This is a genomic window from Actinomadura oligospora ATCC 43269, assembly GCF_000518265.1.
Classification (GTDB): domain Bacteria; phylum Actinomycetota; class Actinomycetes; order Streptosporangiales; family Streptosporangiaceae; genus Spirillospora; species Spirillospora oligospora.
This window is the reverse complement of sequence record NZ_JADG01000004.1, coordinates 900,466-916,082: the sequence shown is the minus strand read 5'-3', so window position 1 is coordinate 916,082 and position 15,617 is coordinate 900,466. Positions and strand designations below refer to the sequence as shown.

At 72.8% G+C, this 15,617-nt stretch carries 11 protein-coding genes; 6 read left to right on the top strand and 5 right to left on the bottom strand.

From position 1 onward, the window contains the following. Positions 1-5 precede the first annotated feature (5 nt). The gene (locus tag P696_RS52170) at positions 6-1,592 is read right to left on the bottom strand and encodes a bifunctional lysylphosphatidylglycerol flippase/synthetase MprF (RefSeq protein WP_051467054.1); all 1,587 of its coding nucleotides are present in this window, start codon (positions 1,590-1,592) and stop codon (positions 6-8) included. 379 nt (positions 1,593-1,971) lie between these two features. Here P696_RS52170 and P696_RS0108700 point away from each other — a divergent pair, with 379 nt between their 5' ends. The 4 genes from P696_RS0108700 (at position 1,972) to P696_RS44145 (ending at position 7,110) form a co-directional block, all read left to right on the top strand. Further along, the gene (locus tag P696_RS0108700) at positions 1,972-2,268 is read left to right on the top strand and encodes a Dabb family protein (protein ID WP_026412042.1); all 297 of its coding nucleotides are present in this window, start codon (positions 1,972-1,974) and stop codon (positions 2,266-2,268) included. A gap of 196 nt (positions 2,269-2,464) precedes the next feature. Beyond that, entirely contained in the window at positions 2,465-3,616 is a 1,152-nt protein-coding gene (locus P696_RS0108695; RefSeq protein WP_026412041.1) for a thiolase C-terminal domain-containing protein, read from the top strand. Positions 3,617-3,691: 75 nt separating this feature from the next. Further along, complete coding sequence (locus P696_RS44150) at positions 3,692-4,903, top strand: sensor histidine kinase (RefSeq protein ID WP_064743934.1); 1,212 nt, start codon at positions 3,692-3,694, stop codon at positions 4,901-4,903. A 65-nt stretch (positions 4,904-4,968) separates the two neighbouring features. Beyond that, complete coding sequence (locus tag P696_RS44145; protein WP_034483489.1) at positions 4,969-7,110, top strand: MMPL family transporter; 2,142 nt, start codon at positions 4,969-4,971, stop codon at positions 7,108-7,110. A gap of 112 nt (positions 7,111-7,222) precedes the next feature. Here the strand turns inward: P696_RS44145 and P696_RS0108680 are convergent, their stop codons facing one another. Continuing rightward, positions 7,223-7,456 carry a hypothetical protein gene (locus P696_RS0108680; protein WP_026412040.1) on the bottom strand — a complete coding sequence of 78 codons (234 nt, stop codon included), beginning with the start codon at positions 7,454-7,456 and terminating at the stop codon, positions 7,223-7,225. Positions 7,457-7,685: 229 nt separating this feature from the next. Between P696_RS0108680 and P696_RS52165 the strand changes: the two genes are divergently transcribed. Beyond that, positions 7,686-10,097 carry a glycoside hydrolase family 5 protein gene (locus P696_RS52165; protein WP_170026347.1) on the top strand — a complete coding sequence of 804 codons (2,412 nt, stop codon included), beginning with the start codon at positions 7,686-7,688 and terminating at the stop codon, positions 10,095-10,097. An 80-nt stretch (positions 10,098-10,177) separates the two neighbouring features. Here the strand turns inward: P696_RS52165 and P696_RS0108670 are convergent, their stop codons facing one another. Further along, the gene (locus tag P696_RS0108670) at positions 10,178-10,843 is read right to left on the bottom strand and encodes a TetR/AcrR family transcriptional regulator (RefSeq protein ID WP_026412039.1); all 666 of its coding nucleotides are present in this window, start codon (positions 10,841-10,843) and stop codon (positions 10,178-10,180) included. Positions 10,844-11,117: 274 nt separating this feature from the next. After that, complete coding sequence (locus tag P696_RS0108665; RefSeq protein ID WP_026412038.1) at positions 11,118-12,161, bottom strand: Rv1352/Rv1906c domain-containing protein; 1,044 nt, start codon at positions 12,159-12,161, stop codon at positions 11,118-11,120. Between the two features lie 157 nt (positions 12,162-12,318). Here P696_RS0108665 and P696_RS0108660 point away from each other — a divergent pair, with 157 nt between their 5' ends. Continuing rightward, entirely contained in the window at positions 12,319-12,990 is a 672-nt protein-coding gene (locus P696_RS0108660) for an aminoacyl-tRNA hydrolase (protein WP_026412037.1), read from the top strand. Between the two features lie 54 nt (positions 12,991-13,044). Here the strand turns inward: P696_RS0108660 and P696_RS0108655 are convergent, their stop codons facing one another. Beyond that, positions 13,045-15,564, bottom strand: coding sequence for a M14 family zinc carboxypeptidase (locus P696_RS0108655; protein ID WP_026412036.1), 2,520 nt, complete (start codon positions 15,562-15,564; stop codon positions 13,045-13,047). Positions 15,565-15,617: the final 53 nt, after the last annotated feature.

Here is a 15,617-nt window from a genome sequence, read left to right as displayed (position 1 = left end):
GCGGGTCAGTGGAAGCGGTGGCCCATCGCGGACGGGTCGCCGACCGGCTCCAGGACGCGGTCGGCGGCCGGGACGTCGCCGACGCGGCCGAACTCCAGCGTGAGCAGCGCGGCGGCGAGCCAGCCGATGTCGGCCCACGAGCGGAACACGATGCTGCGCGGACGGTAGCCCGGCCGGAACTTGCGGTCGAACAGGTAGAGCGACTCGACCGCGATCCACGGGTCCAGCAGGTGGAGGGCCTGGTATCCGGCCTTCTCGACCGGTCCCCGCTCCTCGGCGTCGAGCAGCTCGCGGAACGCGGCGAAGTTCAGCGACACGACGTCGATCCGCTGCTGCTTCGCCCACTCGGCGATGTCGGTGATCAGGCGCTCGTTCAGGCCGTTCGGAGCGTCCGGGAGCCGCCGCATGGCGTCCAGGCTGAGGCCCTGACCTGCGGAGACGTAGCGCTGGAAGGCGATCGGCGCGCCGCGGTCGTCGTAGGCGACGGCGACGACCGCGCCCGGGTGGTAGCCGGTGAGCAGCTCGTCCAGGTTCATGGAGAAGCCGCGCTCGGCCGCGCCGCCGAGCGAGCGGTTGGCCACGTCCAGCAGCTTCCCGCGCAGCTCGTCGCCGAGCTCCCGCTCCGGGACGATCTCGGACTTCACGCCGAAGTTGTGGGTGCGCTTCACGGCCTGCCGGACGTTGCGCATCAGCCGTCCGGACAGCGAGAACGTCTCCGGGAACAGCACGACCTCGTCGCCGAACCCGAACGAGCGCAGCCCGCCCCAGGACGACACGAGCTCGCTGCTCGCGCCCAGCACGGCCGGACGCCAGCCGGTGCGGCGGCACAGCTCCAGGAACGCGTTGATCGCGGCGTCGTGCGCGTCCGGAGCGCCGACCGGGTCGCCGCCCGCGACCGCGACGCCGAACAGCACGCGGTAGCCGATCGCGGCCCGGCCGTCCGGGCTGAACACGTAGGTCTTGTCGCGGCGCAGCGCGAACGGCGCGAGGGTGTCGGAGCCGGGGTGCGCGACCAGGCCCGCGACGCGACGGCGCTCGTCCTCGTCGCCGGGCGGCGGCGCGGGGTCGGGCGCGAGCAGCGTGACGACCAGCACCAGCAGGCCGACGCCGCCGATCAGCGACAGCGCGCCGGGCAGCCACGCCGCGCCGCCGGACGGCCCGCCGGTCGCCGACAGCCCCTGCGCGACGTCCGGGCCGACCGAGCGGATCGTCACCCCGCCGAGCACCACGGTCAGGACCGCGGCGAGCACCACCAGGACCGCGCCGATCCGGACGGCCGACCGGATCCGGTCGGGGTGCGGGCGGACGACGAAGGTGTCGCGGCTGACCCAGAGCGCGACCGCGGCGGCGGCGAGCAGCGGCAGCCGCCAGTAGGCGTCACCGCCGACCGCGACGGCCGCGAAGCCCATCCCGACCATGACCATGAGCCCGTACCAGGCGGCGCGGCGGCGCAGCAGCGCCCCGCGCGCGACGAAGACCAGCGCGATCGCGAGGACCACCGCGTGCGCGGGGGCCAGCGGGCGTCCGGTGGTGAGCAGGGACAACCGGTCCAGCCAGGACGGCGTGCCGTGCACCGCGGGAACGGAGAGCATCGCGCCGACGCCCAGCGTGGCGACGGCGTGCGGCCAGGTCGGCGCGGCCTGTATCCCCGACCCGTGCCCTGGCGGTCCCGCATGTCTTGTCAGCCCCGCGTGTCCCGGCAGTCCCGTGTGTCCTGAAAGCCTCGGACGGGCCGGCGTGTCACTCGCCGCGGTGCCCGTCGCCGCACTGTCTGTCGCGGCGGTGTCCCTCGCCGCGTCGTGCCTCGCTGCGTCCACGGAAGACACCTCCGAACGGCTCCAACCACGTTCCGTGGGAACCCATTCCCGCCTGGAAACGTTCATTACGGTCTTGGTCGGGCATTGGGCCTCAGTTTCTCTGATGCCGGGACAGGTCGTCAGGTTCCGTCCTACCCACCGCTACGGTGCTGCCATGACCGGATTCCGTCATGTGGCGCTGTTCACATGGATCGAGGGTACGACCACCGCCCAGGCCGAGGAGGTCGCCGCGCGGCTGCGTGATCTTCCGGGTGTCATTCCCGAGATCCGGGCCTACAGCGTCGGGCCGGACGCGGGGATCAACCCCGGCAGCGCCGACTTCGCGATCGTGGCCGACTTCGCCGACCGCGACGCCTACCTGGCGTACCGCGACAACCCCACGCACCGGGCCGTGGTGGAGGGCATGAAGCCGCTCATCGCGTCCCGGGCCGCCGTCCAGTACGAGCTCTGAGCCGTCCTGGGCCGCGCTCTCTCCGCACACGTGCCAGTCTAACCGAGCAAGCGCTTGTGTTAAGCCCTCCTGGGAGTTAGGTTCGGCGACGAGGCCCGCCGGGGACGGATCGCGCCCCGTCTCCGGTGGGCGTCACCGCGGGCGCGCATCCGGCGCCCCGGGCCGTCCGGACGAACGCGGCGCGGCCGGAGGCCGGATGAGGCAGGGGTTCTCGGGACGCGCGGCGATCGCGGGGATCGGGATGACGGAGCTGTCCCGCGCGTCCGGCCGCAGTGAGCTGGCGCTCGCCGCCGAGGCCGCGCGCGCCGCGCTCGCGGAGGCCGCCGAGGCGACCGGCGGGGCCGCCGACACGCCCGACGCGATCCTCAGCTACCACCTGAACGATTCCGCGCCCGTTCTTTACCTGGCGCGTGAGCTCGGCATCACCGAGATCGGCTGGCACAACGAGATCTACGGCGGCGGGACGCAGAGCGCCTCGATCCTCGCGGACGCGGCGATGCTCATCGACGCCGGGCTCGCCCGGACCGTCCTGGTGTACCGGGCCCTGAACGGACGCTCCGGCAAGCGGATGAACGCGCTCGGCCTCAAGCTCGGCGAAGGCACGGAAGAGCAGTTCACCCACCCCTACGGCATGGCCGGGCCCGTCCACCAGTTCGCCCTGGCCGGGCAGCGGTACCTGTACGACACGGGTCTCACCGAACGGCATCTGTACTCGGTGGTGGCCCAGTCTCGTGCGCACGCGGTACGGAACCCGCGTGCGCTCCAGCGCCGACGCCTCACCCTGTCCGACTACCTGGACAGCCCCATGGTCGCGTCCCCGCTACGACGCGTGGACTGCTGCCAGGAGACGGACGGCGCGTGCGCGCTCGTCCTCACCCGCGCCGACCTCGCCCCGGACTCCCCGCGCGTGCATGCGGTCGTCCGTGGCGGCGGGCCCGGCGCGTCCACGGTGGACCGGACCGACGACGTCACCCGCATCTTCTCGGCGCACGTCGCCGCGCCGCTGTACGAGGCGGCCGGGATGAAACCCGAACAGATCGACGTGGCGCTGCTCTACGACGCCTACTCCTGGCTCGTCCCGCGCCAGCTCGAGGACTTCGGCCTGGTCGGACGCCCCGACCTCGGCGTCATGCTGTCCGCCGGGGAGATCGCCTGGAACGGCCGCCACCCGGTGAACCCGCACGGCGGCCTGCTGTCCGAGGGGTACGTGCACGGCCTGAACAACGTCGCCGAGGCCGTCCGGCAACTGCGCGGAACCGGCGCGAACCAGGTCAAGGACGCCTCGGTCGCGCTCTGCACCGGCTTCGGCGGCAGCTACGGCAGCGCCGCCGTCCTCACACGTCCTTGAGGGCTTCGCCAGCACTGCTCACGGGCCGGTCGCGCGGGGTCGTCCGGACGGTCACCCCGGCGTTACCGTGACGGTGTGAGAGGCATCCGGAGGCCCCGCGTGCCCGCGCCCGTCGTGGACGGTGTCCTCGCGCTGCTGATCGGCGGGATCGTCGAGCTGATGGTGCACGTCAGCCAGGACCCGCGCGAGCGTGCCGCCATCCCGCGCGACTACCTGCTCGGCGCGCTGCTGGCGCTGCCCGTCCTGGTGCACCGGCGGCGGCCGATGGCGGCGCTGCTCCTCGCGAGCCTGCTGCTGACCGCCTACTACGGGTCCGGGGCGCCCGGGTTCTCGCCGATCTGGGGGCTCGGCGTGCCGGCGTTCTCGGCCGTCCTCGCCGGATACCTGCGCTGGTCGATCGGGATCACCGCGTTCTTCTTCGGCTTCGGTTTCCTCGCGGTCCTCCGCAAGGGCGAGCCGCCCGCGAGCGCGCTCGCCGAGTTCCTCCAGCAGTGGCTGATGGTCACGGCCGTGATCCTGCTCGCCGAGGTGATCCGCAGCCGCCGCGCGCTCGCCGCAGGGACCCGCGAACGCCTCCGGATGGCGGGCGAGGAGAAGGAGCGCGAGGCCGCCCGGCGCGCCGCCGAGGAACGCGTCCGGATCGCCCGCGACCTGCACGACACCGTCGCGCACGGGATGGCGACGATCACCGTCCAGTCGGGCGCGGCGCTGCGCAGGCTGGCGGACCGTCCGCCGGACGACCCGGTCCGCGAGGCCGTCGCCGCGATCCGCGCGAGCAGCAAGGAGTCGCTCGCGCAGCTCCGCGCCACGCTCGGCCTTCTCCGCGGGGACGGGACCGGCCCGCGCGCCCCCGGCCTCGGCCGCCTGCCGAACCTCGTGGACGCCGTGCGCTCGGCGGGCCTGCCGGTCGTCGTCGAGGTGTCCGGGACGGCCGTCCCGCTGGACGCGGCGACCGACGAGGCCGCCTACCGCATCCTCCAGGAGTCGCTCACCAACGTCCTGCGCCACGCGGGTGACGCGGCGACCGCGCGGATCACCATCGACCACACCGGACGGAACGTCCGGGTGGAGATCGCCGACGACGGCCCCGGCGGGACTCAGGGGCCGGACGCCGACGTCTCCGGGGGCGGCCACGGCCTCACCGGCATGCGCGAACGCGCCGAGGCCGTGGGCGGAACCCTGACCGCCGCCCCTGAGCCGGACGGCGGATTCCGGGTCGTGGCCCTCCTCCCCGCGACCCCCGCCGGGCCGCCGCCGACTCCCGGGGGAGTACTCCAGGGGGAGTAGCCGCGCCGCCAAGTGTCTCCGCACGTCCGACGCGCCGGACCGGGTCCCGGCGGGAACCTCCCGCCATGACCACGAAGACCATCTCCCCGGACGGCGCGGTCGCCCGCCTCGCCCGCCTCTGTTACCGGCGGCGCAGGCTCGCCGTCGTGCTCTGGGTGCTCGGCGCGATCGCCGTCATGGCGCTCGGGTTCTCCATGGCGGCCAAGGCGTCCAACACCTTCGGCGGCGGCGACTCCGGCTCGGCGAAGGCGCAGAAGATCCTCGACTCGCGCTTCCCGCAGGCCAAGGGCGACAGCATCACGCTCGCGATCCGGGCCGACCGGGACGTCCGCGACCCGGCCGTCAGGGCCCGCGTGGAGCCCGCGCTCCAGCGGCTCGCCCGGACCCCGCACGTCACCGGCGTCCTGTCGCCCTACCAGGGACCCGGCCGGATCTCGTCCGACGGGCGGATCGCGTTCGCCACCGCGCAGCTGAACCTCACGGCCAACGACATGCCCGCGGCCGAGGTCACCAAGCTGATCTCCGACGTCCGGGGCACCAGGGACGGCGTCCGGCTCGAACTCGGCGGCAGCTCGATCGCCGCCGCCGAGACGCCCGGCGGCGGGCCGTCGGAGGGCATCGGCGTGCTCGCCGCCGTGGTCATCCTGCTGATCGCGTTCGGATCCGTCCTGGCCATGGGCCTGCCGATCGTGACCGCGCTGTTCGGCATCGGCACCGCGCTCGCGCTCATCGGGCTGATCGGCCACCTGCTGCCCGCGCCCTCGTTCAGCCCGATCGTCGCCGCCCTCATCGGCCTCGGCGTCGGCATCGACTACGCGCTGTTCATCGTCACCCGCTACCGCGAGGCCCTGCACGACGGCGAGGACCCCGAGGCCGCGACCGTCACCGCCCTGTCCACCGCCGGACGCGCCGTGCTGTTCGCCGGGTCGACCGTCGTCGTGGCGATGCTCGGACTGTTCGTCATGGGCGACAAGCTGCTCGCCGGGGTCGCGGTCGCCGCGTCCACGACGGTCCTGATGACGATGTTCACCGCCGTCACCCTGCTGCCCGCGCTGCTCGGCTTCACCGGCCGCCACATCGACCGGCTGCGCGTCCCTGGCCTCGGCCGCCGCGCCGGACGCCCCCTCGCCGAGCGCTGGGCGGGCGTCGTGCAGCGGCGTCCCCTCCCGGCCGCGCTGATCGCCACCGGGCTGCTCCTCACGCTCGCCGTCCCGGCCCTGTCGATGCGGCTCAGCCTGCCCGACTCGTCCACGCAGCCGCACGCCAACTCCGCGTACGGGGCGCACGAGATCGTGGCGCGCGGCTTCGGCCCGGGCGTCGAGGCCCCGCTCGTGATCGTCGCCGAGGGCGGCGACGCGTCCCGGGTCGCGAACGCCGTCCGGAGCACGCCGGGCGTCGAGAGCGTCCAGCCGCCGCGTCCCAGCGCCGACGGCACCGCCTCGGTGACCATCGCCTACCCGCACAACGGCGCCCAGGACGAGGCGACGCAGAAGCTCGTCCACCACCTGCGCGACACGGTCGTGCCGGGCGCCACGCGCGGGACCGCGCTGGCCGGGAAGGTGTACGTCGGCGGTCCGAACGCGGCGTCGATCGACTTCGCCGACAACGTCCAGAAGCGCCTGCCCTGGCTGGTCGCGGTCGTCGTCGGACTGTCGCTGCTGCTGCTCGTCGCGCTCGTCCGCTCGATCGTCATCGCCGCGCAGGCCGCGCTGATGAACCTGTTGTCGATCGCCGCCGCCTACGGCGTGCTCACCGCCGTCGTCCAGTGGGGCTGGGCGGGCGAGGTGCTCGGGTTCCCCGGGGCGATGCCGGTCGCCACCTGGGTCCCGATGATCATGTTCCCGATCCTGTTCGGGCTGTCCATGGACTACGAGGTCTTCCTGGTCTCCCGGGTCCGCGAGAACCACGAGCTCGGCATGCCCACCCGGCAGGCCGTCGCCGGCGGCCTCGCCGGGACCGCCCGGGTCATCACCGCCGCCGCAGCCATCATGGTGATGGTCTTCCTGTCGGTCCTGCTCGGCGCGGACGTCGCGGTCAAGCAGGTCGGCCTCGGCATGGGCGTCGCGATCCTCATCGACGCCACGGTCGTCCGGATGCTGCTCGTCCCGGCGCTGATGGAACTGTGCGGCGAGGCCAACTGGTGGGTCCCGAGGTTCCTCCGCCGCCGCCCGGAGCCCGACCGCGCCCCGGTGCCGACGCACTCATGACAGGTGGCACGGAAACGACGACGCGCGCCCGCGGTCTCTCGCGGGCGCGCGTCCCGTTGTTCTCCACGGCGTCGGGTCTGCGCGGCGCACAGGCCCGTCCGTGTGGTGTCTTTCAGCCCCTTGACCGGGCGCTCATGATGGCGTCCCGCAGCTGCTGGAAGGTGTCGGCCTCGACCAGGCGCGGCCCGGAGCGCAGGGGCACCATCGCCCACCAGGACCCGGTCGCCTGGCCGTACCAGACCCGGACGCCCGGGAACTGCTCCTGCAGTCCCCGTGCCATCGCCTCGCGCAGCTCGGCGGGGGGCGGTTCCTCCCGCCCGGCTCTGTTCCCCGGTGGTCCCGTCATGCCGCCCTCCCCCCCGAATGTCTCATCGTCCTCAACAACCCCGTTGCTTCGGTTGTGACCCTAACTTGGCAAGGTGTGACGAAAAGCACCGGGGCCCCTTGAGGGTATGGCTCCGGACGGCCCCGGCGCGGCGGTTGCGGCAGGACGCGAACACCTCTAGCAAACATGAGCAACTCTCATGTATTTTCCGTGTCCTGCGTCACGAGGGCGCAGCGCACATCCAGGGGGCGTGTTGGCGTCGCGTCGGCTTCCTTTCCTGACCACCGGGGTCCTCGCGGTGGCGGCGGTCCTCAGCGCGCTCCTCGACCCCGTCGGGTTCTTCGCGCTCTACGGCCTCCCCGGCGATCTGGCGCCCCGGACGCGCTGGCAGCTCGCGCCCCTGGCGGTGTACCTGCCGCTCGCTCTCGCGGGGACGGCCTGGGTCACCCACGTGTTCGGCCGCCTCCCGCGCAGGCGCTTCGCCACGGTCTGGTCCGGGACCGTCCTCGTCGTCCTGGCGGCCAAGTTCGCGACGGTCGCCGTGGCGACGTTCCCGATGTTCGGCCCCGCCGACCTCGCCTGGTCGACGTCCTACACCGTCCCGAAGGCCGCGCTCTACGCCCTGCTCCCAGCCTTGACGGCGCAACTCCTCGGCCGCCCGCCGCAGGGTCCCGAGGAGCCCGGGGAAGCCGACCCCGGAACCCGGAACGTCTGGAAGGTCGCGGGGACGGTGACGCTCCTGGCGGCCGTCAGCGGGCCATGGATCTCCTCCCACTGGTCGCGCGACCTGCCGGGATGGGTGCCGTCGCTGTCGCCGGACGCGGCCCCGCCCGCCTTCGCCGCCGGACTGGGCGTCCTGTTCCTCGCGCTCGCGCGGACGCTGCGGACGTCCGCCCGCCGCTCCCACGGCGTCGCCGCGACCTTCCTGGGCGGCTGGATCGCGGCCCTGTGGGCGGGCGCGGCCCTCGGCGCCGTGCAGGCCGTCGCGCTCGTCTTCGAGGACGGCTTCGGAAGCCTGCTCCAGATCCCGGTCTCCCTGTACGTCCGGGTCTGCGAGGGCGTCTCCCTCGGCCTGATGCTCGGCTGGACGGCCGGCCTGGCCCTCAGCGTCCCCGTCCCACGTGCCGTCCGGGTCGGACGCGCGTTGCCGGGCACGCTCGCCGTCGCGCTCACGGGCGTCGTCGCCGTGGCGGCCGTCGTCGTGACATCGGGAAGCCGGAATTCCGGAGCGTCCGCCATGTCGTCCGGCAATGCGGGAGACGGGCTGTCGCCCCTGCGCGCCGTCCGGGGCGACCACCCGAGGATCGTGGACGCGGCGGGACGTCAGGTGCTGCTCCGCGGCGTCAACGTCAACCAGCTCGTCGACTTCTACGCGGGACGCCCCGGCTTCCCGGTGACGCGTCCGCTCGGCGAGGACGACTTCCGGCAGATGGCGGAGCTCGGGTTCGACGTCGTCCGGCTCGGCGTGTCCTGGTCGGCGATCGAGCCGTCGCCCGGCCGGTACGACCCGTCCTACCTGGGACGGATCGACCAGGCCGTCGCCTGGGCGCGCGCGAACGGCATGTACACCGTCCTCGACATGCACCAGGACGGGTGGAGCAACGAGCCGACCCCGCGCGGCACGTCCTGCCCCGCCGGGACCTCGCGCATGGACGGCTACGACGGAGCGCCGGCCTGGGCGACCCGCGCGGACGGCGCGCCCCGCTGCCAGTTCACCGGCCGCGACATCTCCCCGGCGGGCGACCGCGCGTTCACGAACTTCTACTACGACCGCGACGGCGTCCAGAGCCGCCTCGTGGACGCCTGGGGCATGCTCGCCGCCCGCTACGGCGACGACCCGTCCATCGCCGGGTTCGACCCGCTCAACGAGCCGGGCTTCGGCGAGCAGGCCCCGGTCACCTCGACCCTGCTGCTCGGCCGCTTCTACGACCGCGTCCTCAAGCGGATCCGTTCCGCCGAGGCCCGCCCGCACCTGTTCTTCGCCGAGCCGAGCATCTTCTGGTCGGGCACCGGCTTCGACCCGATGCCGCGCGGCTCCTACGAGGACGACCCTGACCTGGTGTTCGCCCCGCACCTCTACGCCGAGTCGATCACCATGGACGCGTCGCTGGGCCTGCCGCCCATCACGACGGTCGAGCACGGCTTCACCCTCGCGTCCCGCATCGCCCGGGACGTCCCGGTCTGGAGCGGCGAATGGGGCTACTGGGGATCGGAGCGGACCATCCATGACAAGGTTCGCCGCTACGCCGCCCAGGAGGACCGTCACCGCGTCGGCGGCGCGTTCTGGGTGTGGAAACAGGCGTGCGGCGACCCCCAGAACGGCCCCGAACCCGTCGGCAACGCCCTCAACAAGGTGGACTGCGCCACCGGCAAGGACCTGCCTCGCGACGCCGTCACCGTCGCGACCCTGTCCCGCGCCTACCCCCGCGCAGCCCCGGGACGCCTGACGAAGCTCACCCACACGAGCACGGGAGGGATCCACCTGGAGGGCACGGCCTCCGGCGGCGACTGCACCCTGGACATCTGGCTTCCCGGCCTTGCGGCCCGCCCGGTCCTCGTCTCGCGCGGGAAGAACGTCGAAGGCGTCTCCGGACGCCGCGTCCCGGGCGCCTGGCGGGTCAAGGCATGCGCCACCGGCCGCTACAGCCTCGACATCGACTGACGGCCGGGGGAGAACTCAGCGGGAACGAAAGCCCGCCCCGGCGCGACGGCGTCAGGAGCGGGCTCGTGGGGAACGGGCCGTCAGTGCGTGTTGATCCCGTCGAACATGACCTTCAGGTAGTGGTCGGCGAGGCCCTGCGCGTCGAGGCGTCCGCCCGGCTTGAACCAGCGGACCGCGACCCAGACGGTGTCGCGGATCATCCGGTAGGTCAGCTTGGGGTCGACGTCGGAGCGGAACAGCTCCTCCTCCTGACCGGCCTTGATGGTGTCCACCCACATCTTCTCCACCTCGTCCTCGGACTTGGTGAGGTAGGCGAACCGCTCCATCCCCTTGAGGTAGTTCCAGTCGTTCTGCATGACCGTGATCGCGGCGCGGTGCGGCTCCAGGGTGCCGAACGCGATGCGGACCAGGCCCGCGATGGTGGTCCGCGGGTCCTCGCCGCGGTCGATGACCTCGCGGTACCGGGTCATGATCTCTTCGAAGAACCCGGACAGGATCTCGTCCACGATCGACTCCTTGGAGTCGAAGTGGTGGTAGAGACTGCCGGACAGGATGCCCGCCTCGTCGGCGATGTTGCGGACCGTCGTGGCCTGGAAGCCCTTCTCGGCGAACAGCTCGGCGGCGAGCCTCACCAGGTGCTCGCGGCGCTCCGACGCGGCTGCCGACGAGCCCCTGCCGCGCCGTCGGGCGGCGGGCTCCCCGCTGCCTGATTTCGGTCGTCCGGAATTAGTGCTCGTGGTCGTCACGCTCCTATTATGCCGCGTCCGCCCAACCGCTTGCTCAAATCCGCCGCGGACCCCTCGCGGAGGTGCGGATCTAGCGCTTGTTTCGTCCCCTCCGCGCAGGTGGCGAGGCCCACCACGCCCTTGATCACGGGAACCGCGGCCCTCCCCGGACGGCCTGTCCCAAACCAGCGTGCCGGATCTCCGGGGCATGATCGCCCACACCTGGGACCGCCGCCGCCGACACCCCGCAAGGGCGCGTCCGTCCACCGGAACGGCGGCCCTGCGGGACGGACGGTCAGTCGTCCGGGGCGGAGTCCTTCAGGCGCGCGCGGAGGACGGTCAGGAGGTCGTCGCTGCGCTCGGTCAGGCGCTCGATCTCGGGGAGCGCCATGTCGTCCCGGACGGTGTCGGCGACCAGTTCGTCGTACTCGTGCGCGCGCCCGGTGATGTCGTCCACGCGGCGTTGGGCGAGGAGGGCCTCGTCGGCGGCGCGGACGTGTTCGGCGTACCGCTCCAGCGCCTCGATGCGGCGGGTCACGGCGGTCACCGAGCGGTCCAGCTTCTCGCGCAGCGGACGCAGCGCCGCCTCCACCTCGGGGAGCTCGTCGCCCGGATCCGTCCCGTCCTCGCGCAGGCGCGACTGGCGGGCCAGGGCGTGCGCGATCTCCCACTCCTCGCGCGGCAGGATCACCGCGTTCTCGGCGCTTTCGAGCAGGCCCTCCTGGTTGACCTCGCTCTCGCGGACGGTGTCCACCGCCGTCTGCGCGCGTGCGAGCAGGGTGCGGGCCTCAGCGTCCAGGTCGTCCGGGACGACGTAGCGGTCGCGACGCTTTTCCAGCTCGTGCGCGCGCGTCAGGTCGAGGAAGACCGTCGGCGCGCCGATCGCGACCAGCGCGGCGAGCATCGTCATGCCCAGGAGCCACACCGACCCGAACACCGGCAGACCGGCGAACCCGGCGCCCAGCACCGAGAACGGCGCGAGGACCACGAGCGGGCGACGCCGCCGGACGAGCGGGTCGAGGTCGGCGCGCAGCGTCGGGTCGGTCACCGGACGGAGCTCGGCGGCCCCCGAGGACGACCCGGACGCCGCGTCCGCGACGCGCCGCCAGTACGTGCGCACATGGGTCTCGAAGGCGAAGTCGGTCGCGGGGATCTCGATCTCGGTCGGACCGGCGGGAAGCGGCCACGAACCCACGGGGTCGCCGCCGCCCGGCCCGGTGAAGCGGACCCACCAGCCGCCCTTGCCGTCGTCGCACCGGTAGCGGCCGGGCGCGATGTCGATCCCCACGAAGAACGTCCCGATCCCCGGAATGGACTCGTTCCAGGTTCCACTGGCCACGGCGACCTCCGACCCGCCTCGCGCCGCTCGGCTCCCTCTCCGGCCGCTCCCGCGCGCCGCGTCCCCTGCGACGCCGAAGCGATATGTGTGCCGTACCCCGATGCGTGGAGGTGAAGTCGCGTCAGGGGCAGGAGATTGGAACTGGAATACTCCAGGCGTGCGACCCGACTACGACCCGCTTGACGATCCGCCCTGGGCGATGCAACTGGTGGTCCGCGTGGAGAAGGCCGATCCACCGACCCATGACGCCGTCTGCGCGGCTGCCGCGACCGCTGTGGTGCGCCTGCTCGCCGATCCGCGCGCGCAGGAGCCCGAGGGCGAGTGGCACGCGGCCGTTCACGGCTGGGAGTCGCGGCGCATCCGCAAGGTGGCCCGGCGTGCGCGCGGGGTGCGCTGGCCTGAGGTTCAGGAGCTGCCGGGCGTCACGGCCGAGGCTTATGGCGCGGAGGTGCGGGCGTTCCCGCCCGGCCCGATGGACGAGGTCCCGCCGCAGATCACCAAACTCCAGGTGGCCGGGCTGGATCTGCCGTTCGCCGAGAAGCCCCTCCCGCCGCCGGACGGCCCGCACGCCGAGGTCGCGCTGAACCCGGGCTTCACGATGACCACCGGCAAAGCGGCGGCCCAGTGCGGGCACGCCGCCCACCTGCTGTTCCGGCAGGCGGACGCGCGCGCCCGTGAGCGCTGGCTGGAGAACGGCCTGCGCGTGCATCTGGCACGGGACGTCCTCTGGAACGAGTGCGTGGACCGTGCCACCGTGGCCGTCCGCGACGGCGGTTTCACCGAGGTCCCGCCCGGCACCATGACCGCCATCGCCTGGATCGCCGACTGACGGCCCACGCCCTGGGGACGGCCGCGACGACGGTCGCCCCCGGGCGCGTGCGCGTCAGGGAAGGACGACCGCCACCGGGGTGATGCCCGCCTGCCGGATGAGGGACGGCAGGCGTCCAGCGAACGGATGGTGGTCGGCCGGAAGGCCGCCGGGGTTGTCGATCACGTAGTGGACGACGTCGCCCGACCGCCGCTCCACATAGTGCGCACCCACCGAACGCAGGATCGCGACCGTCCGGTCAGCGTCGCCCACCTTGACCGACACCCGGATCGGGGATTCGACCTGGAGCGGGGTGTTCGCCACCGCGCGCGGACGAGCCGTGGCCAAACCGGACACCCCAGCCTTCGGGTCCGGTCCGAGCAACGCGTTGTACAGCAGCTTCGCCGTGCCATCGCTGAAGGCGCGGAAGTTGGGTTCGCCGCCGAACAGGACCGTTCGGCCCTTGCCTACAGGCTCGTCCGTTACGGCGGCGGTCCCGCCGAGTTCGGCCGAGCCCTGTTCATAGCCCGAGACGAACCAGTCCGCTGAGGACGCGTCGGGGTAGCCGACCGCGACCTTCGCCGGGTCGCTCTGCCGGATCACCGGGTCGTACGAGTAGAACTGCCAGGCCGTGTCTCCGACCCCGCGCGCGAGCGGGCTGCGGCCGTCCACCCTCACCCGGAACAGCGAGCCCGGGACGTCCGACGTCGGGTCGGCGAAGGTGTCGGTCGTGATGCCCAGGCGCGCGGCGAGCTGCGCGCCGCCCTGCCAGCCGACGTACCGGCCGCCGTCCTGGACGAACGTCGTCAGGGCGGTCCGCCCGGCGTCGCCCAGCGCCTTGTCCGCGGCCTCGGCCGGGCCGTTCGGGACGACCAGGACCCGCACGCCCGCGAGCTTCCCGGACGCCACGTCGGCCGGGCTGAGCAGCGTGTACGGCAGCTTCCACTCGCGGTCGAGCCGGGACCGCAGCCAGCCCGTGGACTGCCGCGCGCCGGACGACGTCGCCGACAGCTGCAAAATCCCGATCTTCGGCGCGTTCCCGGCGTGCCCCGGCGTCTCCGAGGGCAGCGGCGGCACCGGCTCCGTGGCCGGACGGAGCAGCGCCCCGGACGAGCCGCCCGCGACGTTCTGCAGCAGCGGCATCGACCACGCCGTCACGTCGTAGAAGTACGGGAACGGGGTGTAGGAGTCCTCGTTCAGCATGGCCTGGATCCAGTGCTTCTGCCCCTGCGCCATGCTGATCGAGTACGTCCCGGCGGGCAGCGTCGTTCGCGTCTCGGCGCGTCCGTAGGGCTTGAAATCGGGCACCGTCAAAGGCCGGACGAGCCGGTCCACCCGCACGCCCATCCGCTGCAGCCGCCGCACGATCGTGCGGACCTCGGGCCCCTTCGCCGGATCGTCCGCCCGCAGGAAGTACGTCCGGACGAGCCGGTCCGGGACCTGCCGGTCGATCTGGTTCGGCGGGTTGTAGATCTGGTTCGGCTCCAGCTTCCCGGCGACGCCCTGCTGGTAGGCGTCCACGGCCATCTGGTGCCACTCGGTCAGGATGCGGTGCCGGTTCAGCGCGGCCTGCGACAGCGACACCCACTGGGTCAGGTAGTGCTCCTTGACCCGCTCCGGATAGGGGCTCTCGTCGCCCTTCTCGTAGGTCATCCCGGCGGCGAGGAAGCCGGAGATCGGGACCGTGTCGCCGTACCCCTGGTAGAAGAGGTCGTAGGTGTCGCGGTTGAAGTAGTCGATGCCCTGCCGGGTGAACTCGGCCGCCATTGCCGCGCCGTAGATGTCGTTGATCCAGCCGATCGCCTGCTCCGGCGTCTCGTGGTAGATCGGGTCGGCGTTCGGCGGGAAGAAGAACGAGGTCCCGCCCATCTCGTGCGCGTCGATGTACAGCGCGGGCGGGTACTGGTTCAGCATCGTGAGCTTGCCGTCGACCTCGGGCTGCGTGCGCGCGAACCAGTCGCGGTTCATGTCGAAGCCGTAGGCGTTCTGGCGGGTGTTCAGCGTCCGGCCGTCGGGGTTCTGCGTGGGCAGGACGATCACGAGCGCGTTGTCGAGGATCGTCCGCGCGGCGCAGTCGGTGCGGTCGCCGAGGTCGCGCAGCACCTTCAGCGCCGCGTCGGTGCCGCTGGGCTCGTTGCCGTGCACGTTCCCGCTCACCCACAGGATCGGGACGCCGCGCTTGGCGATCTGCTCGGCGAGCTTCGCGGGCGTTTTCGGGTCGCGCAGCTTTGCCGCGTCCTCGCGCACGCGCGCGAGACCGGCACGGGTGAGCAGTTCGGGACGTCCGACGATGGCGTACTTCAGAGGACGCCCTTGGGCGGTCGTGGCGAGCGTCCCGGAGACGACGCGTTCGCTGGACGCGGCGACGGCGTCCAGGTAACGGTCCGACTCGGCGGCGGTCACCTCGCGGTCGCCCAGCTCGACGCCGAGGACCTGCTTCGGGGACGGGACCTTCCCCCGGTACGCGGGCGTCGTGCGGGTGGGGTCGCAGGAGGGGGACGAGGGCGGTGCGGCGGAGGCGGACGTCGCGACGGCGGTCGGCGTCGCGAGCGACGCGGCCGCGACGAGCGACACCGCCAGGCGTGAGGCTCTCATGCCTTCGGAACGTGACATATGTCCCGTAAGGCACCAATGGCAACTTCTGCCAA